Consider the following 24986-nt stretch of genomic DNA (forward strand, 5'->3'; position numbering starts at 1 on the left):
GTCAGGTTCCCGATACGGGAGGTTTCACCCGACATTGCGCTCCGTACGTGCACCTTCGGAGGGCGTACGGGACCGACGTGGACGACACACGATTGACACCGGGATTTAGAGTGTCACGCATGGCTTACGACGTTGCCCGGATCCGGGGGTTGATTCCCTCGCTCGGCGACGGTTGGATCCATCTCGACCCACAGGCCGGAATGCAGATTCCCGACGCGGTCTCCCGCGCGGTGTCGACGGCATTCCGCAACGCCGCGGCGTCCCCGACGGGCCGGCACACCTCCAACCGTCGGAGCGCGTCGCTGCTGCAGGCGGCGCGCGTCGCCGTCGCCGATCTCGTCGGCGGTGACCCGGCGGGTGTGGTGCTCGGACCGGATCGAGCGGTCCTGCTGGCCTGGCTCGCGGAGTCGCTCAGTTCCCGGCTCGGGCTCGGCACCGGGCTCGTGCTGTCCCGGCTGGACGACGAGGCCAACGTGGCACCGTGGCTGCGCGTCGCGAGCCGCTACGGCGCCCAGGTCCGGTGGGCCGAGGTCGAGATCGAGACGTGCGAGCTGCCGAGCTGGCAGTTCGAGGAACTGATCACTCCCACCACCCGGCTCGTCGCGCTGACCGCCGCGTCGTCGCTCGTAGGTTCCGCGCCGGACGTGCGCGTCGCCGCCGACCGGCTCCACGAGGTCGGCGGGCTCATGGTGGTCGACGCAGCCGGGGCCGCGCCCTACGCGCACGTCGACATCCACGAACTCGGCGCCGACGTGCTCGCGGTCAACGCGTCCGCGTGGGGGGGACCGCAGGTCGGCGCCCTGGTGTTCCGCGACCCGGCGCAACTCGACCGGATCCCGGCGGTCTCCCTGGATCCGCACGCACGCGGCCCCGAGCGGCTCGAAGTCGGCGGCCATCAGTTCGCGATGCTCGCCGGGCTCGTCACGTCCGTCGACTTCCTCGCGGCCCTCGACGACGAGGCGACCGGCACGCGCCGCGAGCGTCTCGAAACGTCGATCAGTTCGCTGCAGGGCTACCAGGACCAGCTGTTCGAGCGGCTGATGCGCCTGCTCGACAACCTGCCCGACGTGATGGTGATCGGCCGTGCGTCGAGCCGCGTGCCGACGCTGAGCTTCACCGTCGCGGGGGTGCCCGCCGAGAAGGTCGCCGCGCATCTCGCCGACCGTCGCATCGCCACCGTCGCGGTCAGCCGCGGCACGAGCCGCCTGCTCGACTCGCTCGGCGTCAGCGACGAGGGCGGCGCGGTCACCATCGGCCTGGCCCCGTACACCACCCGCTACGAGCTCGACCAGCTGGTGCGCGAGCTGCGCAACCTCACCGCCTCCTGACCGGGCCGACCGGCCTAGTGCCGATCGATGCGCAGCACGACCTTGCCGACGGTGTCGGGGGAATCCAGCATCTCGTGGGCCCGCGCGGCCTCGGTGATCGGCACCTCTGCGTGTACGACGGGCCGGACCTGGGCCTCGGCGATCATCGGCCACACGTGCTCGCGAACCTGCGCGACGATCGTGCTCTTGCCGGAACGGCCGGTCTCCGGCCGCCCGCGCAGGCCCGTGGCGAGGACGTGCCCGCGCTTGGCGAGCAGCTTGCCGAGGTTGAGCTCGCCCTTCGCGCCGCCCTGCATGCCGATCACCACGAGCCGGCCGTCGGGGGAGAGCACGTCGACGTTGCGGGACAGGTAGGCCGCGCCCATGTTGTCGAGCACCACGTCGGCGCCGCCGAACCGGCCTCGGACCTCGGCGACGAAGTCCTGCGAGCGGTAGTCGATCGCGAGGTCGGCGCCGAGCTCACGGCAGTAGTCGAGCTTGCCGGCCGACGCGGTCACCGCGACCTTCGCGCCCAGCGCCTTGCCGACCTGGATGGCGTGGGTGCCGATGCCGCCCCCACCGCCGTGCACGAGCAGCACCTCACCGCGGCGCAGGCCCGCCGCCATCACCACGTTCGACCACACGGTGCACGCCACCTCGGGCAGTGACGCCGCCACCGCGAGATCCACGCCCTCCGGCACGGGCAGGACCTGTCCGGCAGGGACGACGACCTGCTCGGCGTAGCCGCCGCCGGTCAGCAGCGCGCACACCCGGTCGCCGATCGACCAGCCGCTCACGCCCTCACCGAGTTCGGCGATCACCCCCGAGCATTCGAGACCCAGGACGTCGCTCGACCCGGGCGGCGGCGGGTACAGGCCGCGGCGCTGCAGCAGATCGGCACGGTTGACGGCCGTCGCGGCCACGTCGATCAGGACCTGTCCGGGACCGGGGGTGGGGTCGGGCTGCTCGGCCCACTGCATGACCCCGGAGCCGCCGGGTTCGGTGATCGTGATTGCGCGCATGGGTTCGACGCTATCGCGACACGCCGACGCAGGGGCGACACGCAGCGAACTGACCGGCGAGTAACACAGACGACGGCCTGCCTCTACACTGCCCGCGTGACAGCCGAACTGCATGCCGACCGTCCCGATCCGCGCTGGCTCGACACGGACGAGCAGCGGGCATGGCGGGCCTACATCGACGGCAATCACCGGCTCATGGATCGACTCAATCGCGACCTGCAGGAGGCGCACGGCCTGTCCCTGGCCGAGTACCGGATCCTGGTGCTGCTCTCCGAGGCTCCCGACGGGGCGCTGCGCATGAGCGACCTCGCCGACGGGGTGCTGTCGTCCCGCAGTCGCCTCACCCACCAGATCCGCCGCATGGAGGCCGCGTCGATGGTGGTGCGCAGTTCCTGCCTCGAGGACGGCCGCGGCGTCCTCGCCACCCTCACCGACGAGGGCCGCCGCCGGCTCACCGAGGCCGCGCCCACGCACGTCGCCGGGGTGCGCCGCAACCTCGTCGACCTGCTCACGAGGACGCAGATCCGGACCCTCTCCGAGATCTTCACCAAGGTGGAGGCGGCCGTCGACGACAGGTGTGGTTAGGATTTGCCACGGAAGCGTGGCAGAGCGGCCGAATGCACTCGCCTTGAAAGCGAGCGTCGTGAGAGCGACCGGGGGTTCAAATCCCTCCGCTTCCGCCGGAAGGAGAGCCCGTCACCTGCGGCGTGTGTGCAGGTGACGGGCTTCGTCGTCGGACGCGCGCAGGTGGCACCGGAGCGCCCGGATCCGACGGCGAGTGTCGCTCCAGGAACGCGTTCTCGCCTCCTACACTGACGGAATGGCCGGCACAGCAGCTCGGGCGGCGGCAGCGCTCGCGGTGGGCCTGCTGACCGCCTGCGCGGCGCCGCATCCGGCAGCGGAACCGGAGCGGACCGCGGTCGACGTGGCCACCGACGGCTACGTCTACGGCTACGCGCCCGTGACGCTCGCGCGGACCCGGGCGAACATGCTCTGCCTGCTGCCGGTGAACCGGCTCCACCACCAGTCCGCGACGGCCGATCCCACCTCGCGCGTCGTCGTCGCCCCCAACGTCGACACACTGTATTCGATTGCGTGGCTGGATCTTCGGGAAGGACCGGTGCTGCTCACGCATCCGGAGGCGGGGGATCGGTACTTCGACTTCCAATTTCTCGACATCTATACCGACGTCTTCGCCAACGTCGGCACCCGGGCGACGGGATCGGCCGCGGGCGCCCACGTCGTCGTCCCACCGGGATGGGACGGTCCGCTGCCGGCGGGAGCGGCCGTGATCGAGTCACCCACGTGGGACGCCTGGATGATCGGCCGGACTCTCGTCGAGGCGCAGACCGACCTCGAGGCCGCCCGGGCCGTGCAGCGGCAGTACTCGCTCACCGTGCTGACCGCCCCCGTCGCCGATGCGCCGCCACCGCTGCCGCCGACCGCGTGCGGAAGCAACCCCGACCCGCAGGCGCTCGCGGCGTCGGGGCCGCAGTTCTTCGACGAGCTGTCGGCGATCCTGGCCGCGAACCCACCACCGCCCGCCGACGGACCGTTGCTCGACGAACTCGCCGGCCTCGGGGTCGGGCCCGGCGCCCGGCCGAGTGCCGGGCCGGCGGACACCGTCGCCGCACTCGCCACCGGGGTGATCCGCGGCGAGCGACGCATCCGGGACCTCGTCGACTCGGGCGAGCAGTCCGGTGCGGTGTGGGGCTCGCTGGCGACCGCGGGCCGGTACGGCACCGACTACCTGCAGCGCGCGGTGGTCGCGACGATCGGGCTCGGCGCGAACGTGCCGGAGGAATCGACGTACCACGTGGCCCGCACCGCGGCGGACGGATCGGCGCTGCGGGGCGAGGCCGGTTACCTCCTGCGCTTCCCGCCCGAGGGGCCGCCGGTGGACGACCGCGGCTTCTGGTCCGTCACCGTGTACGGCCCCGACATGTTCCTCGTCGCCAACCCGGTCGACCGCTACGCCGTCGGCGACCGGACGCCCGGACTGGTCCGTGGTCCCGACGGTGCGCTCGACGTGTGGGTCTCGTCCCGGCCGCCGGTGTCGGGCGGCTCGAACTGGCTGCCGGCGCCGCCCGGGGAATTCGTGCTGATGTTCCGGTCGTACCTGCCGTCGGACCGGGCGTGGACCCCGCCGGAACCGACCCCCCAGCCGTAGCCGGCGACGCGGTGCCCCACCGTCACCAAGGGCGGCGATCCGCGTTGGTGACGAGCCCCACTTTCTTGACCCGCCCCGGTCCGTACTGTGGAATCGGATTTTCCGAAGTCGGGGGACGAAGGAAGTTGATGCTCAGAGCTGTGGTCGCGACGCTCGTCGCGGCGTTCGTTTTGCCACTGTCCGTGACGTCCGTCGTGTCCGCCGAGCCGGGGGCATCCGCGCGGGTGGATCGGGTGGAGTCCCTCACCGCTCGACGCTCGGCGGTGTTCGTGTCCTCGCCGTCGATGCAGCGGGTCGTCCAGGTGCAGGTCCTGCACCCCGCCGGGGACGGGCCGCGCCCGTCCCTCTACCTGCTCGACGGCGTCAGCGCCGGCGCCGAGTCGGACTACCGCGAGAGCACGTGGACGCAGCGCACGGACCTCGTCGACTTCGTCGCCGACAAGAACGTGAACGTGGTGCTGCCGATCGGCGGTACCGCCAGCTACTACACGGACTGGCTCGCGCCGGACCCCGTTCTGGGCGTGAACGCGTGGGAGACCTTCCTGACGAAGGAGCTGCCGCCGCTGATCGACGCCCGCTTCGCGGGCAACGGAGTGAACGCCATCGGCGGACTGTCGATGGGCGCGACGGGGGCGGCGAGCCTGATCGCCCGGAATCCGGACCTGTACCGGGGCGTGGCCGCGCTGAGCGGCTGCCTGGACACGTCGAAGGCGTCCGCGCAGGACGCGGTGCGCGGGACCGTCGCCTACAAGGGCGGCAATCCGGACAACATGTGGGGTGCACCGGGGGATCCGGCGTGGGCGGCACACGACCCGTACGCCCTGGCCGAGCGGCTGCGCGGCAAGGAGATCTTCATCAGCACCGGTAACGGCCTGCCCGGCCCGTACGACGTCGGCCCCGACGCGGAGGCTCTCGACGTGGGCGGACCGCTCGAGGTCGGCGCCTTCGTGTGCACGATCGGCTTCGACCGGCGGCTGCGGGAGCTGAGAATCCCCGCCACCATCGTCTACCGCCCGTACGGCACGCATTCGTGGCCCTACTGGCAGGACGACCTGCGCACCGCCTGGCCGACGCTCGAACGCGCCCTCGGTCTCGGCTGAGCGGTTCCGTCAGGGCAGCGCGATGCGGTCGGTGGCCGGCGGCGGGACGGGCGCGTGCTGTGCCAGGTAGTCGTTCAGGGCGTCGAGCTCGGCACCCGCCCCCGTCGCCCGTCGCGCCTGTGTGAACCCGGTGAATCCGTCGCCGCCCTCGGCGAGGAACCCGTTGACGACCACCCGGTAGGCCGCGGCCGCATCGAGCGGCCGATCGGCGATCGTGACATCCCGGATCCGGCTGCCGGGCGCCGCGGCCCGGTCGAGGACGTAGCGCAGGGTGTGCGACGGCGCGAGGATCCGTTCGCGGCCCGCGCCGGTTCCGTCCTGCTGGAACTGCTGCTCGAGGATCCCGACCAGTTCCGCACCGGTGAGCTCGAGCACCTGCAGCCGGTTCCCGAACGGCTGGGCTGCGTAGGCGTCGCCGTAGGTGACGACCCCGTCACCGGAATGCAGCAGGTCGGCGCGCACTCCACCGGGATTCGTGAGCGCGAGCTGCGCCCCGGCGGGTTCGGCGGCCGCCAGCTGCGCGTCCGCGACGAGGTTGCCGAGGGCCGACTCGCCGCTGGGCGCGGTATCGCGGGTCAGGTCGGCGGCGATGCGGCCGACGACGCGTTCGGCGACGTCGCGCGACTCGTCGACGGCCCGGTCCACGAACTGCTGCGTGCGCGGGTCGGGGGCGATGTCGTGCGTCACGATCTGATTGAACGCGTGGGTGCGGTCGCGCAGCACGTCGCGGCTCTCCCGGTCGATCGTCAGGTCCGCGACCGAGATGATGCGCCCGTGCGAGGCGCCCTGCAGCACGGTCCGGGGACTGCCCGCCGGGTCGGGGTAGCTGCAGTTGAAACTGTCGTCGCCGTCCGCGGTGACGATGACATCCACCTTCGGCGACACCCGGGTGGCGAGGCTGCGCGCGGGCCCGGCGGTGGCGTCGCACGGGTCGGTCCCGGCGGGCGGCGTCAACGCGCCCTTGTAGAGTAGGACGATCGAGCGGATGCCGAGGGCATCGAGCGCGTCGGCGGTGCGGTCGACGGCCGTGATCTCGTCGGTGAACTGCAGGCCGGCGATGTCGTCGCCGCGCACCACCTGCGGCGTGTCGTGGGGGGCGATGCCGATGACGCCGACCGGCACACCGTCGACGTAGTCCACGGTGAACGGCAGGGCCGCGGGGCTGCCGTCGGCGTCGGCGACGTTCGCCGCGATCAGCGGGAAGGTGGCTCCGGCGTACTCCTCGTCGTACCGGCAGCCCTCCGGGTGGCAGCCGCCGTCGCGCAGGCGCTGCAACTCGGCGTAGCCGTTGTCGAACTCGTGGTTGCCGAGGGCGGCCGCGGTCACGTCGAGGCCGTTGAGCAGGTCGACGGTGGGTTCGTCGTGGAACATCGCCGACTCGATCGGGGACGAGCCCCAGGTGTCGCCGACGGAGTAGAGCACCGAGTTGTCCGCCTGCGAGCGCAGCTGCCGGACGTAGGCGGCGAGATATGCGGCGCCGCCCGCCGGAACGGATGCGCCGTCGGAGCGGACGACCTCGCTGCGGGGGCCCTGGGGCGGGAGGAGGCTGCCGTGCAGGTCGCGGAAGGCGATGAGCCGCAGCGGCAGGGCGTCCGGGGGGATCGCGGTCGCGGGGGCCACGGCGAGCGACGTCCACAGCGCGCCGGTCAGCAGGGCCGCGGACAGGGTCCACCGGCGTGCCACGCCTGAACCCATCCGCACACTCCAACTTCCGTAGCCGACCGGACGAGTGTGCCAACGGATGGTCACGCGATCGCCACCCGGCGATAACGGTTGGGTCTCGTAGGCGTTCCTGCGCAGGTCAGGGCTTCGAGATTTCCGCGATCTCGACGCCCTTGCCGGTCGCAAATGCGAGGAACGCGTCGTTCTCGTGCGGATCGCCGATGGTCACCCGCACCCCGTCGTCCGCGTACTGGCGCACCAGCACACCGGCCTCCGCGCACGCCTCGGAGAACGCCGCCGACCGGTCACCGAGCGGCAACCACACGAAGTTGGCGTAGCTCTCCGGCACGGGATAGCCGGCGTCCACGAGCGCCGTCCGCACCCGGTCGCGCTCGGCGAGCACGCTGTCGGTGCGCTCGAGCAGTTCGTCGGCCGCCGCCAGGGACGCGATGGCCGCCTGCTGTGCGAGCGAGCTGACGCTGAACGGGGTGTGCACCTTGTTCAGGACCTTGATCACCGACGGGTCGCCGACGAGATAGCCGACCCGCAGGCCGGCCAGGCCGTAGGCCTTCGAGAAGGTCCGCAGTACCACGACGTTCGGCCGGCCGGCGGCGAGCGCGATCCCGTCCGCCTGCTCCTCGCCGGGCTTCGGGCGGGCGTATTCGAAGTAGGCCTCGTCGAGCGCGACGAGCACCTGCGGCGGCACCGCGTCGAGGAACCGTTCCAGCTCCGCCCTGCCCAGCAGCGCCCCGGTCGGGTTGTTGGGGTTGCAGACGAACACCACCCGGGTGCGGTCGGTGATCGCGGCGAGCATCGCGTCGAGGTCGTGGCCGTGCTCCGGGGTGTTGGGCACCGGCACCGACTTCGCGCCGGCCACCGCCGTCACCACCGGGTACGCCTCGAACGACCGCCAGGAGAACACGACCTCGTCGCCGTCGTTGCAGGTCGAGAGCACCAGTTCCTGGCACAGGCTCACCGAGCCGTTGCCCACGGCGATGTTCTCCGGCTTCACCCCCAGCCGCCCGGCCAGCGCGCCGATGAGCACGGCCGCCATGTTGTCCGGATACCGGTGGACCGTGTACGCCGCCTCGGCGATCGCGTCGCGCACGCTGGGCAGGGGACCGACGGTGGTCTCGTTGCTGGCGAGCTTGATCGCGCCCGGGAAACTGCGGCCGGGCACATAGGACGGGATCGAGGTGAGGTCGGGGCGGGTCCGTGGGGTCACCAGCCGATTATGCGCCCGGCGATTGCGTGCACGGTCGTGGTGGGTCGTGTCATCGTGGACGGTATGTCGGGAATCCACACTGCCGCGGCCCGGTTGCCGGACGGGTCGGGGCAGGTACCGCTGACCGTGTTTCGGCCGGAGGGTGCCATCCGCGGTGGCATCGTCGTGCTGCACGAATCCCGTGTGTTTCCGCCGGCCCTGCTGGCGTTCATGGAGGTTCTGGCTGCCGAGGGCTGGCTGGTCGTGGCTCCGAATCTGTTCCACCGCGAGTTCACCGAGGACGACGAGGTGTTCGGGCAGAACCTGTTCGACGACGTCGATGCCGCGATGGACTGGCTGGTACGCAGTGGGGTCTACCCGGACGCGGTCGGCGTGATCGGGTTCGACGACGCCGGGACGGCGGCGCTCATCGTCGCCGCCAATCGGCGGGTGGGTGCCGCGGTCACCGTCGCGGCGCACGGCATCGTGCAGCCGTTGCGGCCCGACGTTCCCGCACTCGTCGAGGCCGTGCGCAACCTGCAGGCGCCGTGGCTCGGTCTGTACGGCGAGGACGACCCGACCACCCCGACCGGCGACGTCGAGCAGCTGCGCGAGGCTGCCGGACAGGCCGACGCACCGACCCTGGTCATCGGTTACCCCGGCCTGGCGCATCGCCCCGACGAGCCGCCGGTCGAGCACGACACCGCCGATCCGGACACCGACCCGGCCGAGGCGGCGATCATCGACGCACGGCGCCGGATCTTCGACTGGTTCGACGCGCACCTGCGCTGACCAGGCGTTTTGCGTTTGCCGTCCGAACGTGTGTAATCTTTCGTCCCGGCGGTTCGAGAGAATCGAAACCCCCCAGGGAGGCGTGCCAGAGCGGCCGAATGGGACTCACTGCTAATGAGTTGTCCCCTTTACGGGGGACCGGAGGTTCAAATCCTCTCGCCTCCGCCACGTCGGTGCAGCGTCGCCGGCGACAACTGAATATGAGAAACAACTGCATACCAGAAACAACTGCATACACGCACTGCGCCCGTAGCTCAACGGATAGAGCATCTGACTACGGATCAGAAGGTTAGGGGTTCGAATCCCTTCGGGCGCACAACGAAGAGCCCCTCACCCATTGTGGTGAGGGGCTCTCGCGTCGTGGCGGCCCCCCGGCCCCGACGATGGGGCAGGACCTACGACGTGCCGATCAGACCCTGGTCGTACGCCTTCTCGAAGTCGTCGTTGACGAGGACGACGGTGCGGTCGATCCGGTCGATCATGGACGCGGCGACGGATGCCCGGTAGCCGGAGGCGCAGTGCACCCACACCTCCCCGCGGGGTACCTCGTCGAGCCGCTCGGCGAGGTCGTGCAGCGGGATGTTGACCGCTCCGCGCACGTGGCCGTCCTCGTACTCGTCCTTCTGGCGCACGTCGAGGACCCGGACCTGCTCGCTGTCGATCTCCCGGGTCAGCTCCGCGAAGTCCGAGACGCGGTACGACCGAAGTTCGTGTCCGTTGACCAGGGTGTGGATCTCGCCGACGGCCGCTCCGGCGAGTTCGTCGACGCCGATGCGGACCAGTTCGCGCTTGGCGTCGGCGATCTGCTCGTCGCTCTCGCCGATGAGGGTCAGTGGCGCACCCCACTTGTAGAGCCACCCCAGGTAGGTGACGAAGGAGGTGGACAGCTCGAAGCCGAGTGTGCCGCCCAGGTGTCCCGCGGCGAAGGCGGTGCGCTCGCGCAGATCGACGACCCACTCACCGGCGTCGATGCGCCGGCGCAGCTCGGCCGGGTCGACCGGCTCCGGCGCAGACAGGTCGAGCGGCGACGGACCCGCCCTGTTGATCACGCCCATGTGGGCGTAGTACGCGGGGTAGGTATTGAGTCCGGCGATGAGCTCGTCGACGTAGGCCTGCTCGTCGCGGGTCAGCGCCGGGTTGACGTCGCGTTGCTGCCCGACGGTGGACGAGTCGCCGCTGGTGGGGGTCGCCGAGCAGAAGCTGCCGAAGCCGTGGGTGGGATACACCGGAGTGTCGGCCGGCACTTCGTCGGCGATCCGTCGCACGGAGCGGAACTGTGCGTGGGTCAGTTCCTCGGTGTACTGCGGGCCGACGAGATCGGTGCGGCCGGTCGAGCCGTACAGCATCGACCCGCCGGTGAAGATCCCGTGCGTGCCGCCGGTCGCGTCGAGCAGCACATAGCTGACGTGGTGGTGGGTGTGCCCGGGGGTGTGCATCACCCGCAGCCGGATGGGACCGGCGTCGATCAGGTTGCCGTCGTGGACGGCACGTCGCTCGTAGTCCACGTCGTCGCCGGCTGGAACGATGTACTCGGCCTCGACGGCGCGGGACAGTTCCAGCCCACCGGTGACGTAGTCGTTGTGGATGTGGGTCTCGAGGACATGGGTGATGCGCGCTCCGCGGTCGTTGGCGAGCGCGAGCACTCGATCGATGTCCCGCTGTGGATCCACGACGACGGCGACGTCCGCCTCGGTGACGAGATAGCTGCGATCGCCGAGGCTCGAGGTTTCGATGATCGATACGTCCATGTCGATGCCTTTCCACGGTACTTCCACTATGCCCCCGGATACCCCGGGGCGTACGAAGAATGCGTGGAGTGCGGGAAGAGTTTCGGCTCAGCGCAGGAACAGTGTGTCCACCAGCACGTACGCGGCCACGACGAAGACGAGATAGGCGAACCACCGCCGCAGCCGTCCGGTTTCCATGCGCGTGCCGAGGTGACCGGCGACAAGCGACGCGACGACCGCGGCCCCGGCGAAAGCCGCCGTGATCGACCAGTCGATGTCGGCGTCCCCGAGATGCGCGATCAGCCCGGCCGCCGAGTTGGCGACGATGACGACGAGGGAGGTCCCGACGGCGACGCCCATCTCCAATCCGAGGAGCATCACCAGCGCGGGGATGATCAGGAAGCCGCCGCCGACGCCGAACAGGCCGGTCAAGAAGCCCACCCCCAGGCCGGCCGGGATCGCCCTCGGCGCGCATCGCTTCCAGTCGATGCCGAAGTTGCCGGTCTTGCACGCGGTCCCGGCGTCGGCGCTCTCGCGCAACATCCGGATCCCCGCGACCACCATCACGACGGCGAAGCCCACCAGCAGCACCGGTTGCGGCAGCAGCGTGCCCACAGCCGTGCCGGCGAACGTCGCGGGGATGCCGGCCGCGGCGAACACCGCGGCCAGCCGCCAGTCGACCTGCCCGGCCCGAGCCTTGGGGATCGCCCCGGACAGGGCTGCGGCCCCGACGACGATCAGCGAGATCGGGATGGCCTGGCGGAAGTCGAGTCCGAGGCCGTACACCAGGGCGGGGACCGCCAGGATGGATCCGCCGCCCCCGAGGAGGCCGAGCAGGACCCCGATGACCGCTCCGAGAACGAGCGCGATCGCCGGTTGCACCGCTTCCTCCTTCGCCGGTCAGGAATCGGCAGTACCCGGTCCCGCCGCGAACAATGCGGCCTGCACCCGATCCGCGGCCTCCGCGGGGTCCTCGTGCTCCCAGATCCGCACCGCCGTCCATCCGGCCGCGGCGAGCGCCGCGTCGGTGTCCCGGTCCCGGGCCACGTTCCCGGCGAGCTTGGCGGCCCACCACTCGGCGTTGTTCTTCGGATCGGTGGCGTGCTGCGGGCAACGATGCCAGAAGCACCCGTCGACATACACCGCAACGCGGCGGCGCGGGAACACCAGGTCGGCGCGACGACGGATCCCCGGCAGGGGAGCACGATCGACGAAGTAGCGCACCCCGCGACGATGCAACTCCCGGCGCAGGGCCACCTCGGGGACGGTGTCCCTGCGCCGCTGCCGGCTCATCCGGGCGCTGGTCTGCGGATCGGTGGAGGGCACGGCGGTCCGCTCCGTCCTCAGGCCGCGGCCTCGGGGAAGCCGCCCATGCGGTCCAGGTGGGATTCGACGTCGTCGAGGAAGCCGGGCACGAATCTCAGGTTCCCGGACCGGGCCCGCCGCAGGAAACCGGCGGTGGCCCGCGCCGACAGCAGGCGCGCGTCCTCCAGGAATCCGGCGAGATCCTCGTACGGTTCCTGCACCGGCCAGTGCGACTCGTGCACCCGGAAAGCCCGCCGCCGCGCGCCCCAGGCGGCACTCGGCCAGGGGTCGCCGGGCCGCAGCGGGGTCTCGTGGTCGGGTGAGTAATCGATCGGCCGCCCGAGCCGTCCACCGACCCACGCGGCCATGCGCACGCTCACTGCGTTGCCGACGAGTCGCCACCGATGCCCGGTCCGCACACCGGGCGCCTGGATGGCGGGTGCGGTCCAGTCGGGGTCGAAGCCCTGCAGCCGTTCGGCGTCGATCAGACCGGGAGTGACGATCTCGCCCGACGGCAGCCGCACTGCCGGCGGACTCGCGATGCCCACCGTGGAGCCGCCCTTGAGCGTGGGCACGGCGTTGACCGCCCAGCCGAGACCGCGCACGCCTTCGGTCCAGTAGAACCCGCACGGGTGGGTGCCGGGATCGCCTTCCGCGGGGGCGCCGGCGTCCTCGCCGAACAACACCGTCCGGGGGTCGTCGGTGCGCGAGGCGAGCATGAGCACCCGCTGCCGGCGCTGCGGGAGTCCGAACGCGCGGGCATCGACGACCCGGTACGCCCACGCGTACCCGAGATCCTCGAGCGCATCGGTGATGTGACGCATCGCGGCGCCGCGTCCGAGTTGCAGCATGAAGGGGACGTTCTCGATGAGCAGCCATCGCGGGCCCTGCTTGCGCCGCACCAACCGGAACACCTCGTCGACGAGGCCCGACCGGGAGCCGGTGATGCCGGCGGTCCTGCCGGCCTGCGACAGGTCCTGGCACGGAAAGCCCGCGGTGACGACCTCGGTTGCCTGGGGCAGGGAACGGAGGCGGGTGACGTCGGTGTGCAGAGGTACATCGGCGAAGCGGGCGCGGAGCACGGCCTGGGCTCCGGCGTCGATCTCGCAGAGCAGTTCGGTGCGCCAGCCGTGCTCGGCCAGGCCGAGCTCGAGTCCGCCGATACCGGCGAACAAACCCACCATGTTCCCGGTCGACGTCACGGCACCCTTTCTCGCTTTGCTCACGGAGCACGTTACTCGAGAATTCGGGCGGCCCGTGCCGCGACGCGAGATGCAATGATCACGTCCGCCGAAAGAGCGAGGCGTGTGCCTCGGGGGACGCGATCGACTCGAACACGGCCTTCATCCGGACCACGGCCTCGATCCGGCGGGCCACGCTCGGTGCGACGTCACCCGCACAGTCGCCGGCCTCACGGTCGCCGATCCCGAGGAGGAGCTCGTCGAGTGCGGCGAGGTAGTCCTGGCAGGCCGCCGCGCACGTCGCTGCCGCGGGGGACCCCGAGCCGGGTCCGTCCGCCCGGCCCGGCGGGACGATCTCTGCGGGAAAGCCACTCATGGGTCTCCTATGCCTGACGTGATCGGGGACGCGCGCCGCGGAACGACAACGACGGTGCCACGCAGTGCGCACGCCGGCTACGGTCCGCGCGGGGACTGCCACGAGGCGGACGCCTCGGAAGGTGAGACGCAGTGGCACAGGGGATGGTTCCGCGTCGCGGAAACAGCCGTCCTCGCGGGCAAACACCCGTCCTGACCTGGCGATTTGGCGCGGGGTCGAATGATCACGTAACTTATTCCAGGTCAGAGCGACACGGACACCGACCCGGCCCGCAGGGGCCCGGGACAACGAGGTTGGACGAAGGCGACTGATTAACCCGATTGAAAACCTTCTGGTAGGGTTTCCAATCGCTCCTGAGATCGGATCGGCCGCGGATTTTGATTCCGAAAGCCCCCGATGTTAGGCTGGAACGGTTGCCCCGGAGTGAAGCACTGAAAAGTGCGTAGCAATGGTGTGCGCGTGTTCTTTGAGAACTCAACAGTGTGCCGATGAATGTCAGTGCCAAATATTTTGTTTGGTGCGATCAGATCAGACGCCGACCATGGTGTCAAGCCGATGAGGTGTCGCGAGATGATCGTTGCTGGCTGCCGCATTCTTCCGTCTGTGGTGGTCAGTGTTTTTTGCTGGTTTGAGTTTTTTGCTGGTGATTTGGCTCGATGTCTATGACTGATCGGCCCTTCGGGGTTTGATTGTGAGTCTTCAACGGAGAGTTTGATCCTGGCTCAGGACGAACGCTGGCGGCGTGCTTAACACATGCAAGTCGAACGATGAAGCCCAGCTTGCTGGGTGGATTAGTGGCGAACGGGTGAGTAACACGTGGGTGATCTGCCCTGCACTTCGGGATAAGCCTGGGAAACTGGGTCTAATACCGGATAGGACCTCGGGATGCATGTTCCGGGGTGGAAAGGTTTTCCGGTGCAGGATGGGCCCGCGGCCTATCAGCTTGTTGGTGGGGTAACGGCCCACCAAGGCGACGACGGGTAGCCGGCCTGAGAGGGCGACCGGCCACACTGGGACTGAGACACGGCCCAGACTCCTACGGGAGGCAGCAGTGGGGAATATTGCACAATGGGCGCAAGCCTGATGCAGCGACGCCGCGTGAGGGATGACGGCCTTCGGGTTGTAAACCTCTTTCAGTACCGACGAAGCGCGAGTGACGGTAGGTACAGAAGAAGCACCGGCCAACTACGTGCCAGCAGCCGCGGTAATACGTAGGGTGCGAGCGTTGTCCGGAATTACTGGGCGTAAAGAGCTCGTAGGCGGTTTGTCGCGTCGTCTGTGAAAACCCGCAGCTCAACTGCGGGCTTGCAGGCGATACGGGCAGACTTGAGTACTGCAGGGGAGACTGGAATTCCTGGTGTAGCGGTGAAATGCGCAGATATCAGGAGGAACACCGGTGGCGAAGGCGGGTCTCTGGGCAGTAACTGACGCTGAGGAGCGAAAGCGTGGGTAGCGAACAGGATTAGATACCCTGGTAGTCCACGCCGTAAACGGTGGGCGCTAGGTGTGGGTTTCCTTCCACGGGATCCGTGCCGTAGCTAACGCATTAAGCGCCCCGCCTGGGGAGTACGGCCGCAAGGCTAAAACTCAAAGGAATTGACGGGGGCCCGCACAAGCGGCGGAGCATGTGGATTAATTCGATGCAACGCGAAGAACCTTACCTGGGTTTGACATACACCGGACCGCCCCAGAGATGGGGTTTCCCTTGTGGTCGGTGTACAGGTGGTGCATGGCTGTCGTCAGCTCGTGTCGTGAGATGTTGGGTTAAGTCCCGCAACGAGCGCAACCCTTGTCCTGTGTTGCCAGCAATTCGGTTGGGGACTCGCAGGAGACTGCCGGGGTCAACTCGGAGGAAGGTGGGGACGACGTCAAGTCATCATGCCCCTTATGTCCAGGGCTTCACACATGCTACAATGGCCGGTACAGAGGGCTGCGATACCGCGAGGTGGAGCGAATCCCTTAAAGCCGGTCTCAGTTCGGATCGGGGTCTGCAACTCGACCCCGTGAAGTCGGAGTCGCTAGTAATCGCAGATCAGCAACGCTGCGGTGAATACGTTCCCGGGCCTTGTACACACCGCCCGTCACGTCATGAAAGTCGGTAACACCCGAAGCCGGTGGCCTAACCCCTCGTGGGAGGGAGCCGTCGAAGGTGGGATCGGCGATTGGGACGAAGTCGTAACAAGGTAGCCGTACCGGAAGGTGCGGCTGGATCACCTCCTTTCTAAGGAGCAACTCCTTGCTCGGACCAGCACACAGGTGCCGGGGGAGCGAGGCAGAGCCATTTCGGATTCACACGTAATCCGGTGGTGCTCATGGGTGGAACGCTGACAGCTTCATGCACGCTCGGTGGGTCACATGGCCGGCCGGTGGGTGATATATCGGTGCACTGTTGGGTCCTGAGAGAACACGCGAGTGTTTTGTCAGCGACGATGATCGGGAACGAAGGGGTTGTTTCTTCTTCCGGTACCGGTTGTTGTGTGTTGTTTGAGAACTGCACAGTGGACGCGAGCATCTTTGTTGTAAGTGTTTATGAGCGTACGGTGGATGCCTTGGCACCAGGAGCCGATGAAGGACGTGGGAGGCTGCGATATGCCTCGGGGAGCTGTCAACCGAGCTGTGATCCGAGGATTTCCGAATGGGGAAACCCAGCACGAGTGATGTCGTGTTACCCGCGCCTGAATATATAGGGCGTGTGGAGGGAACGTGGGGAAGTGAAACATCTCAGTACCCACAGGAAGAGAAAACAACATGTGATTCCGTGAGTAGTGGCGAGCGAAAACGGAAGAGGCTAAACCGCGGGTGTGTGAGAGCTGGCAGGCGTTGCACTCGTGGGGTCGTGGGGCCCTTCTTCCCATCACTGTCATGGTGGGCGAGAGTAAGAAACCGGTGTGTTAGTCGAAATGGTCTGGAACGGCCTGTCGTAGAGGGTGAGAATCCCGTAGACGAAAACATGCCGGCTCTCGTGGAGGGTACCCGAGTAGCAGCGGGCCCGTGAAATCTGCTGTGAATCCGTCGGGACCACCCGATAAGCCTGAATACTCCCTGGTGACCGATAGCGGACTAGTACCGTGAGGGAAAGGTGAAAAGTACCCCGGGAGGGGAGTGAAATAGTACCTGAAACCGTGCGCTTACAATCCGTCGGAGCCTTCGAGCAGTTTGGTCTGCTGGGGGTGACGGCGTGCCTTTTGAAGAATGAGCCTGCGAGTTAGTGGCATGTCGCGAGGTTAACCCGTGTGGGGTAGTCGTAGCGAAAGCGAGTCCGAACAGGGCGTCTGTAGTGGCATGTTCTAGACCCGAAGCGGAGTGATCTACCCATGGCCAGGGTGAAGCGACGGTAAGACGTCGTGGAGGCCCGAACCCACTTAGGTTGAAAACTGAGGGGATGAGCTGTGGGTAGGGGTGAAAGGCCAATCAAACTCCGTGATAGCTGGTTCTCCCCGAAATGCATTTAGGTGCAGCGTCGCGTGTTTCTCACCGGAGGTAGAGCTACTGGATGGTCTAGGGGGCCCACAAGCTTACCGAAATCAGCCAAACTCCGAATGCCGGTGAGTGAGAGCGCGGCAGTGAGACTGCGGGGGATAAGCTTCGTAGTCGAGAGGGAAACAGCCCAGATCGCCGGCTAAGGCCCCTAAGCGTGTACTAAGTGGAAAAGGATGTGGGATCGCTGAGACAACCAGGAGGTTGGCTTAGAAGCAGCCACCCTTGAAAGAGTGCGTAATAGCTCACTGGTCAAGTGGTTCTGCGCCGACAATGTAGCGGGGCTCAAGTACACCGCCGAAGCCGCGGCACTCGCACAACACCCCGGAGGGTCCACGGATCGTCCGGCAGTGGTGCGGGTGGGTAGGGGAGCGTCGTGCAGCCGGGGAAGCGCCGGAGTGATCCAGGTGTGGAGGCTGCGCGAGTGAGAATGCAGGCATGAGTAGCGAAAGACGAGTGAGAAACTCGTCCGCCGAATGACCAAGGGTTCCTGGGCCAGGTTAATCCGCCCAGGGTGAGTCGGGACCTAAGGCGAGGCCGACAGGCGTAGTCGATGGACAACGGGTTGATATTCCCGTACCCGTGTGAACGCGCCCCTGGTGAATCATCGGTACTAACCGTCCAAAGGGTGATCGAGTTCCTTCGGGAGCCGAGAGCCTGCTGCACGGGACCTTCGGTGGTAGTAGCCAAGCGATGGGGTGACGCAGGAAGGTAGTGGGGCCGGTCAGTGGTTGTACCGGTGTAAGCCCGTAGGGCGTGACACAGGCAAATCCGTGTCGCACACAGCCTGAGAGGTGATGCGTAGCCGAATGAGGCGAATTCCATGATCCTATGCTGCCGAGAAAAGCCTCTAGCGAGCTTTCACACGGCCCGTACCCCAAACCGACACAGGTGGTCAGGTAGAGAATACCGAGGCGATCGAGAGAACTGTGGTTAAGGAACTCGGCAAAATGCCCCCGTAACTTCGGGAGAAGGGGGACCAGTCCCGGTGACCGGACTTGCTCCGTGAGCCGGGGGTGGTCGCAGAGACCAGAGAGAAGCGACTGTTTACTAAAAACACAGGTCCGTGCGAAGTCGTAAGACGAGGTATACGGACTGACGCCTGCCCGGTGCTGGAAGGTTAAGAGGACCGGTCAGCGGAGTTCACTCCGCGAAGCTGAGAATTTAAGCCCCAGTAAACGGCGGTGGTAACTATAACCATCCTAAGGTAGCGAAATTCCTTGTCGGGTAAGTTCCGACCTGCACGAATGGCGTAACGACTTCTCTGCTGTCTCAACCACAGACTCGGCGAAATTGCACTACGAGTAAAGATGCTCGTTACGCGCGGCAGGACGAAAAGACCCCGGGACCTTCACTACAGCTTGGTATTGGTGTTCGGTTCGGTTTGTGTAGGATAGGTGGGAGACTGGGAAGCCCGCACGCCAGTGTGGGTGGAGTCGTTGTTGAAATACCACTCTGATCGTATTGGACCTCTAACCTCGGACCCTGATCGGGTTCAGGGACAGTGCCTGGTGGGTAGTTTAACTGGGGCGGTTGCCTCCCAAAATGTAACGGAGGCGCCCAAAGGTTCCCTCAGCCTGGTTGGCAATCAGGTGTCGAGTGCAAGTGCACAAGGGAGCTTGACTGTGAGACCGACAGGTCGAGCAGGGACGAAAGTCGGGACTAGTGATCCGGCACCGGCATGTGGAAGCGGTGTCGCTCAACGGATAAAAGGTACCCCGGGGATAACAGGCTGATCTTCCCCAAGAGTCCATATCGACGGGATGGTTTGGCACCTCGATGTCGGCTCGTCGCATCCTGGGGCTGGAGTAGGTCCCAAGGGTTGGGCTGTTCGCCCATTAAAGCGGCACGCGAGCTGGGTTTAGAACGTCGTGAGACAGTTCGGTCTCTATCCGCCGCGCGCGTTAGAAACTTGAGGAAGGCTGTCCCTAGTACGAGAGGACCGGGACGGACGAACCTCTGGTGTGCCAGTTGTCCCGCCAGGGGCACGGCTGGTTGGCTACGTTCGGAAGGGATAACCGCTGAAAGCATCTAAGCGGGAAGCCTGTTCCAAGATGAGGTTTCTCACCCCCTCGAGGGGGTAAGGCCCCCGGCAGACCACCGGGTTGATAGGCCGGAACTGGAAGTGCGGTAACGCATGCAGGTGACCGGTACTAATAGGCCGAGGACTTACCACAAAGAAGCTACGCGTCCACTGTGCGGTATCTGAAACAACACACTCACACTCGCTGCGCGAGGAGTCGGAGTAAACGCTGCCCCCCAAAGAATGGGTGGGCCTGCGGCCCCCGACCCACGCGAACAGCGTGCGTGGGTCGTTTCACAGAGTTACGGCGGCCATAGCGGAGGGGAAACGCCCGGTCCCATTCCGAACCCGGAAGCTAAGCCCTCCAGCGCCGATGGTACTGCACCCGACAGGGTGTGGGAGAGTAGGACACCGCCGAACACCCGTTACCGGAAGCCCCCCAACATCGTTGGGGGGCTTCCGGCATTTCCGCATGTTCCGGTCCCGCTCCCTCTTGTCCGTGCTCCGGCACAGGCGAATCATTGAATCTACGGTGGTCGCGATTGCCGGCCGTCGGGTGACGCCGACGGTGGACGGCGACGGGTCGGCCACGGAAGCCGTTGGGTGCGGGCTTGTCCCGCACGTGGAGGCGATAGTGATGTTCATTCAGGTCTGGCAGGGGACGGTTCGCGACGAGCAGGGACTGAAGGCCTGCCTGCAGCGGTGGACGGACGAGCTGCGCCCGGGCGCAGTGGGCTATCTGGGTAGCACGTCGGGATTCAGCGACGACGGCACCTTCGTGTCGGTGGCGCGGTTCGAGTCGGAGGAGGCGGCCCGCCGCAACAGCGAACGTCCGGAGCAGGGCGCGTGGTGGGCCGAAGCCGAGCAGTGCTTCGACGGGGAGATCACCGTCCACGACTGCCGTGACGTCGAGGTGTGGATGGAAGGTGGCTCGGACACTGCAGGATTCGTACAGGTCATGGAGGGGCACTGCCCCGATCTCGGGCGGATGAAGAGTCTGCTCGCCGAGGGTCAGGACCGGGTACATGAGCTGCGGCCCGAGATCATCGGCGGCACGCTCGCCACCTACGGTGACGACGGGTACGTCGAGACGGTGTACTTCTCGTCCGAGGAGGAGGCACGGGCCCACGAACGGATGGAGATTCCCGACGATCTGCGGCCGCTTCTGGAGGAGGAGATGCGCCTGCTCGGCGACGTGCACTACTACGACCTGCACGAGCCCATTCTCACCCCGAGCGGCAGGTGAGCCGGCTCAGCCGACAGTAGGGAAGCCCGGGCCGTGGTGGCACGGCCCGGACCGCCCCGCAGTGTCAACCGTTCCGCAGTGTCAGGGCCTCGGCCGGTGGGGCAGGGCCCGCGTGAGCCGCGGCGCCCAGCCGTGGGACGGCCAGCGCTTGAGTCCCAGCCGATCCGGCGTCAGACGGGTGTCGACGAAGAGCTTCTCGAGTTCGGGATCGGCGTCGCCGAGGAAGCGGTAGAGGATGGTGCCGCCGTTGTCCTCGGTGCGGGATGCCGCTTCCCAGCCGGTGGCCCGGTAGGCGCCGCGCACGATGTTGTCCGCCACCACCAGGATGGGCAGTCCGTCGACCCGGCGTGCCGCGGCTCCGGCCGGCCACGGACGGTCGGCGAGTCCTCGGACCTGTTCGGGGGAAGCCGATTTCGCATCCGTGATCCGCAGCACGACGCACGGGGTGGGCAGCTCGGGTGCGGCCTCCGCGGAGTACTGACGTATCAGCTCCTCGATGGGGTGGGCCACCCGGTCGGATTCCTCGGTCGCGCCGACGAGGTTGGTCAGCACGAGTTCGCCGTCGTGCGGTTCGAGCAGCCCCAGCACCGAGACCAGGGCCTGCGCGGTGAAGCCGGCGGCGTGGTCGGCGTCGACCGCCGGGGCCACCCGGTCGGCCACGACGTAGTGGCCCACGGAGTAGCCGGAGTCGTAGACGGCACGGATCCGGTGCACAGCCGCGTCGGCTTCGGGGGTGTGGGCGGGCGGGGCCTCGCCGCCGGCGGTGAGCTTGTGGTTTTCGCCGAGTGCCGTCCAGGTCAAGGCGAACAGGCGGTTTCCGCGGCCCTGTCCGACGTGCAGGACGGTGTGGTCGCGCGGATCGACGAGGGCGTACACATAGGCACCGAGCTGTTCGACGACCATCGCCGGCAGCGGGTCCGGGGTGGGGGTGCGGTCGTCGACGTCGGTGACGATCTCGCGCAGGACGGCGAGGCGCAAGGCGACCGGTACGGTGCCGGCGGAGCCGCCGAACAGTTCGCGGTTGGCGGCATCGACGGAGCCGAAGGCGCGTCCGGTGTGGCGGGCCAGGGCGGCGAGCGCACGAGTGAACTCGGCGAGGCGCTGACGAGGGTCCGCGGCGGTATCGGGCAGCTCGTTGCTGGTCAGGAACATCTGGATCTCGGGGGACTCCAGGAGGATCTGGGCGATGTTCTGAGGAACTGTCCACACGGTACGCATGAGGCGACTGTAGGCCAGTCTCTTGCGGGTAGCGGGTTGCGTGCTCAAACGCGCTGCACAACGCCGGTGGTCACCGCCCGGCAACCGCGTCTTGGTGCCGCGGACACGCGCCCGTGGTGTGACGATCGCCACGTTCGCCGTAGTCGTCGGCTACACGAAGGGCACGATTCACGGCACCCCTGCTCCCTGGGGGTGGCTCGTCGCTTAACGTAGACACGTGAGCATCCCAGTCCCCGATGCCGCGCGGTCTGCGGCGAGCCCAGCATCGAACTGGCCCGCGATTCTGACGTGGCGGGCGTACGACGTTCCTCGGATGGAGTCGGTGCGTGTCCAACTGAGCGGCAGTCGCATCAAGGCGGCGGGTCGCATCGTCGGCGCGCAGTGCGCGGAGCACCCCGCGTTCAGCGCGTCGTACGACCTCGTGACCGACGAGAACGGTGTGACGCGCCGGTTGTCGGTGCGCACGACCGTGGCCGCCGGCGAGAGGCACATGTCGATCAGCCGGTCCGAGGAGGGCATCTGGATGGTCGACAACGGCACCCAGCACCAGCGTTCGGCGTTCGGCGGGGCACTCGACGTCGATGTCATCCTCAGCCCGTTCTTCAATGCGCTGCCGATCCGCCGCTACGGGCTGCAGTCCGGCGCGGACGAACTCGAGGTTCCGGTCGTCTACGTGAACCTGCTCGACCTCGGCATCGAGGAGGCCACCCTCGTCTACAGCAGCGCGGCCGACGGCATCCACGTCCTGTCCCCGGTCTCCAGCTCCTCGGTGACGGTGGACGGCGACGGTTTCGTCGTGGACTACCCCGGTCTGGCGGGGCGGATCTAGGCCGGGCTGTTTCAGGAGAGGGCGCTGCCCTCGCAGTTTCAGGAGAGGGCGCTGCCCTCCACTGCCATCGCCAGTGCGAGGGCAGTGGACTCTGCGGGGTGACTGCCGTGCCCGCCGGTCCCGGTGGTCAATCCGATCACCTGTACGCCGATGGGAAAGTCCCCGCCGCCCGGCGCGGGAACCGACACCGCAGGTACGCCGAGCACGCTGAACGGGATGCACATCTGCAACAGCGGCCCCCGGAGCGCGGCGGGGTCGCTGTCGAGTGCGGCCGATCGCAGCGGGGTGGTGACGGTGATCAGGGCGTCGAGCCCGTCGTCGCGGCGTAGCCGGCGCAGGACGTCGCGGCGCAGCCGGGCGGCCGTTCGCACGGCCCGCACGTAGTCCGTCGCCGGACGGTCCCGCTGAGCCGCGAGCAGCGCCGCGGTGGCCGGCTGGTAGAGGTCCGGGTCGTTCTCGAACCAGCGCTGATGGGTTTCGTACGCCTCCGAGCCGGTGACGACGGGATACACGGCGAGCAGGTCGTCGGTCTCCGGCAGCGTCACGTCCCGTACCTCCGCACCGAGGTGGGTGAGCGTGCGGCAGGCGTCGTCGAGCGCGGACTCGAATGCGGCGTCGGGCACGTCCCAGAGGCCGCCGCGCAGCCGCCCGACCCGCAGACCCGAGACGGGCGTGCGCAGGTGTGCGATCCCGGGCAGCGCACCCCACGCCAGTCCTGCGTCGAGGACGTCGCGGGCGAGCAGGCCCACGTGGTCGAAGGTGGTGGACAGGGGGAACACCCCGTCGACCGGCAACGCGCCGCGGGTGGGCTTGAGGCCGACGACGCCGCACAGTGCCGCCGGGGTCCGCACACTGCATCCGGTGTCGGTGCCCAGTGCCAGCGGCACGATGCCCTTGGCGACGAGCGCCGCCGACCCCGAGGACGAGCCGCCGGTGATCCGGGTGGGATCGTGCGGGTGCCGGGCCGGTCCGGACGCGTTGACCAGGCCACTCGGCCCGTACGCGAACTCGTGCAGGTGCGTCTTGGCGACCACGACGGCGCCGGCCTCGCGGAGCCGCTCGACGATCCTGGCGTCCCGTGCGGCCGGCGGTGCGTCGGCGAGGACGTTGCTCCCGCACCGCGTCGGCATCCCGGCGACGTCGATGTTGTCCTTGACGGCGACGGCGACACCGTGCAGCGGGCCGATCCAGTTGCCGGCCGCGAGCTCGGCGTCGGCGCGAGCGGCGGACTCGAGGGCGGCGGCGTCGTTGCGAGCGGCCACGAGGTTCGACCACGGTGTGCCGTCGAGGGCGTCGAGGTCGGCCAGCACCTGCCGGACGTGGCCGGTGGCGGTCAGTTCGCCTTTCGCGAGTGCCGCCGTGGTGTCGCGCAGTGTCACCGCGTCCACACCTCGCCGCGGCGGCCGGCCTCGCGCAGCCGGGCGATCCAGTCGGCATCGCCGGGGACGATGCCGGTGACGGGCCGCCGTGCGCGCTGCTCGAATCGTCGCCGGGCGGCGTGACCGGCGGCGGTCAGCTCGGCGGTGCTGCCGTCGGCGAGTCGCTCGCGGGCGAGGCGCAGCACCTCGAGGGTCTCGTCGAGGGTCGTGAGCAGCGCCGTGGCGTTGCCCTCGCACATCGCGTCGACCAGCGCGGGTGCCGTCCCGGCGACGCGGGTGCCGTCGCGGAACGAGCCGGCGGCCAGGCCCAGCGCCAGGTCGCCTCCGGCGGCCCCGGACAGCGCCAGTGCCTCGGCGAGCAGGTGCGGCAGGTGCGAGACGCGGGCGACCGCGGCGTCGTGCTCACCCGATTCGGCGGGCACGACGACGGAACCGCAGTCGAGGGCGAGATCGGCGACCTGCGTCCACACCACGGGGTCGGTGCCGTCGTCCACGGTGACCACCCACACCGCGTCGCGGAACAGTTCCGCGAATCCTGCCGACCAGCCGGACTCGGCGGTGCCGGCCATGGGATGGCCGCCGACGAAGCGGGCGGACAGCCCGTGGGCGGCGACAGCGGCGGCGACCTGCGACTTGACGCTGACCACGTCGGTCAGCGCGGCGTGCGGGGCGTGCTCGGCGACGGCGGCGAGCACCGCGTCCACCGCGGGCACGGGCACGGCGACGACGACGAGGGCGTCGGATTCCGCGGCGCGCCGCAGCGTGGCCGGCAGGTCGGTAGAGGCGTCGAATCCGTCGGCCCGCGCGGCCTCGACGGGCTCCGCCGACCGGTTGTATCCCCAGGCCTCGCGACCCGCGGCGACGGCCGCACGCAGCAACGATCCGCCGATCAGGCCGAGGCCGAGCACACACACGGGCGGGGTGGACGCGGAGGTGGGCACCCGAACAGGTTGGCACATCGCCCGCTG

The 24986-nt window shown here is 68.2% G+C and carries 18 protein-coding genes, 3 tRNA genes and 3 rRNA genes; 13 read left to right on the forward strand and 11 right to left on the reverse strand.

The features are described from left to right. Positions 1–119 precede the first annotated feature (119 nt). Positions 120–1328, forward strand: coding sequence for a cysteine desulfurase-like protein (locus tag HFP48_RS01710; protein WP_029547046.1), 1209 nt, complete (start codon positions 120–122; stop codon positions 1326–1328). 14 nt (positions 1329–1342) lie between these two features. On the opposite strand, the gene HFP48_RS01715 is transcribed toward HFP48_RS01710, so the two are convergent. Further along, positions 1343–2329 carry an NAD(P)H-quinone oxidoreductase gene (locus HFP48_RS01715; RefSeq protein WP_006932790.1) on the reverse strand — a complete coding sequence of 329 codons (987 nt, stop codon included), beginning with the start codon at positions 2327–2329 and terminating at the stop codon, positions 1343–1345. A gap of 96 nt (positions 2330–2425) precedes the next feature. Between HFP48_RS01715 and HFP48_RS01720 the strand changes: the two genes are divergently transcribed. The 4 genes from HFP48_RS01720 to HFP48_RS01735 all read left to right on the forward strand — a co-directional run bounded on the left by HFP48_RS01720 (position 2426) and on the right by HFP48_RS01735 (position 5599). Beyond that, positions 2426–2914: a MarR family transcriptional regulator gene (locus tag HFP48_RS01720; protein ID WP_006932792.1), complete on the forward strand. Its 489-nt coding sequence runs from the start codon at positions 2426–2428 to the stop codon at positions 2912–2914. A gap of 10 nt (positions 2915–2924) precedes the next feature. Beyond that, a tRNA-Ser gene (locus HFP48_RS01725) sits at positions 2925–3009 on the forward strand. Positions 3010–3149: 140 nt separating this feature from the next. After that, complete coding sequence (locus HFP48_RS01730) at positions 3150–4499, forward strand: DUF1254 domain-containing protein (protein ID WP_246872500.1); 1350 nt, start codon at positions 3150–3152, stop codon at positions 4497–4499. Positions 4500–4627: 128 nt separating this feature from the next. Then, positions 4628–5599 (forward strand): alpha/beta hydrolase family protein, encoded by a 972-nt coding sequence (locus tag HFP48_RS01735; RefSeq protein ID WP_168578922.1) that lies wholly within the window; start codon positions 4628–4630, stop codon positions 5597–5599. Positions 5600–5608: 9 nt separating this feature from the next. Here the strand turns inward: HFP48_RS01735 and HFP48_RS01740 are convergent, their stop codons facing one another. Both HFP48_RS01740 and hisC read right to left on the reverse strand, forming a co-directional pair. After that, positions 5609–7294, reverse strand: coding sequence for a bifunctional UDP-sugar hydrolase/5'-nucleotidase (locus HFP48_RS01740; RefSeq protein ID WP_168578923.1), 1686 nt, complete (start codon positions 7292–7294; stop codon positions 5609–5611). A gap of 106 nt (positions 7295–7400) precedes the next feature. After that, a complete protein-coding gene (gene hisC, locus HFP48_RS01745) occupies positions 7401–8486 on the reverse strand; it encodes a histidinol-phosphate transaminase (protein ID WP_029547050.1) in 1086 nt (361 codons plus the stop codon). A gap of 63 nt (positions 8487–8549) precedes the next feature. Here hisC and HFP48_RS01750 point away from each other — a divergent pair, with 63 nt between their 5' ends. The 3 genes from HFP48_RS01750 (at position 8550) to HFP48_RS01760 (ending at position 9573) form a co-directional block, all read left to right on the forward strand. Further along, the gene (locus HFP48_RS01750; protein ID WP_029547051.1) at positions 8550–9257 is read left to right on the forward strand and encodes a dienelactone hydrolase family protein; all 708 of its coding nucleotides are present in this window, start codon (positions 8550–8552) and stop codon (positions 9255–9257) included. Between the two features lie 76 nt (positions 9258–9333). After that, positions 9334–9425, forward strand: a tRNA-Ser gene (locus tag HFP48_RS01755). Between the two features lie 75 nt (positions 9426–9500). Further along, a tRNA-Arg gene (locus HFP48_RS01760) sits at positions 9501–9573 on the forward strand. Between the two features lie 79 nt (positions 9574–9652). Here HFP48_RS01760 and HFP48_RS01765 read toward each other — a convergent pair. From HFP48_RS01765 to HFP48_RS01785, 5 genes are all read right to left on the reverse strand, one after another. Then, positions 9653–11005 (reverse strand): MBL fold metallo-hydrolase, encoded by a 1353-nt coding sequence (locus HFP48_RS01765; RefSeq protein WP_168578924.1) that lies wholly within the window; start codon positions 11003–11005, stop codon positions 9653–9655. Between the two features lie 87 nt (positions 11006–11092). After that, positions 11093–11866 (reverse strand): sulfite exporter TauE/SafE family protein, encoded by a 774-nt coding sequence (locus HFP48_RS01770; RefSeq protein WP_168578925.1) that lies wholly within the window; start codon positions 11864–11866, stop codon positions 11093–11095. Between the two features lie 18 nt (positions 11867–11884). Then, positions 11885–12310 (reverse strand): very short patch repair endonuclease, encoded by a 426-nt coding sequence (locus HFP48_RS01775; RefSeq protein WP_006932816.1) that lies wholly within the window; start codon positions 12308–12310, stop codon positions 11885–11887. A gap of 17 nt (positions 12311–12327) precedes the next feature. Beyond that, positions 12328–13473: a DNA (cytosine-5-)-methyltransferase gene (gene dcm / locus HFP48_RS01780; RefSeq protein WP_043796739.1), complete on the reverse strand. Its 1146-nt coding sequence runs from the start codon at positions 13471–13473 to the stop codon at positions 12328–12330. 97 nt (positions 13474–13570) lie between these two features. Further along, complete coding sequence (locus HFP48_RS01785; protein ID WP_006932821.1) at positions 13571–13846, reverse strand: hypothetical protein; 276 nt, start codon at positions 13844–13846, stop codon at positions 13571–13573. 699 nt (positions 13847–14545) lie between these two features. On the opposite strand from HFP48_RS01785, the gene HFP48_RS01790 reads away from it, so the two are divergent. From HFP48_RS01790 to HFP48_RS01805, 4 genes are all read left to right on the forward strand, one after another. Beyond that, positions 14546–16067, forward strand: a 16S ribosomal RNA gene (locus HFP48_RS01790). Positions 16068–16363: 296 nt separating this feature from the next. Next, a 23S ribosomal RNA gene (locus HFP48_RS01795) occupies positions 16364–19500 on the forward strand. 149 nt (positions 19501–19649) lie between these two features. Then, a 5S ribosomal RNA gene (rrf, locus tag HFP48_RS01800) occupies positions 19650–19766 on the forward strand. The 16S, 23S and 5S rRNA genes sit together here, the layout of an rRNA operon. A gap of 217 nt (positions 19767–19983) precedes the next feature. Then, the gene (locus HFP48_RS01805; RefSeq protein ID WP_029547057.1) at positions 19984–20592 is read left to right on the forward strand and encodes a hypothetical protein; all 609 of its coding nucleotides are present in this window, start codon (positions 19984–19986) and stop codon (positions 20590–20592) included. 81 nt (positions 20593–20673) lie between these two features. Here HFP48_RS01805 and HFP48_RS01810 read toward each other — a convergent pair whose 3' ends face one another. Next, complete coding sequence (locus tag HFP48_RS01810; protein ID WP_006944466.1) at positions 20674–21810, reverse strand: GIY-YIG nuclease family protein; 1137 nt, start codon at positions 21808–21810, stop codon at positions 20674–20676. Positions 21811–22027: 217 nt separating this feature from the next. Here HFP48_RS01810 and HFP48_RS01815 point away from each other — a divergent pair, with 217 nt between their 5' ends. Then, a complete protein-coding gene (locus HFP48_RS01815) occupies positions 22028–22639 on the forward strand; it encodes a putative glycolipid-binding domain-containing protein (RefSeq protein WP_072633992.1) in 612 nt (203 codons plus the stop codon). Between the two features lie 38 nt (positions 22640–22677). On the opposite strand, the gene HFP48_RS01820 is transcribed toward HFP48_RS01815, so the two are convergent. Both HFP48_RS01820 and HFP48_RS01825 read right to left on the reverse strand, forming a co-directional pair. Then, positions 22678–24027, reverse strand: coding sequence for an amidase (locus HFP48_RS01820; RefSeq protein ID WP_168578926.1), 1350 nt, complete (start codon positions 24025–24027; stop codon positions 22678–22680). Beyond that, positions 24015–24977: a prephenate dehydrogenase gene (locus HFP48_RS01825; RefSeq protein ID WP_044476377.1), complete on the reverse strand. Its 963-nt coding sequence runs from the start codon at positions 24975–24977 to the stop codon at positions 24015–24017. Before HFP48_RS01825 ends, HFP48_RS01820 begins: the two co-directional genes overlap by 13 nt. Between the last annotated feature and the right edge of the window lie 9 nt (positions 24978–24986).

It is taken from the genome of Rhodococcus sp. DMU1, assembly GCF_012272955.1.
Lineage (GTDB): Bacteria > Actinomycetota > Actinomycetes > Mycobacteriales > Mycobacteriaceae > Rhodococcus > Rhodococcus aetherivorans.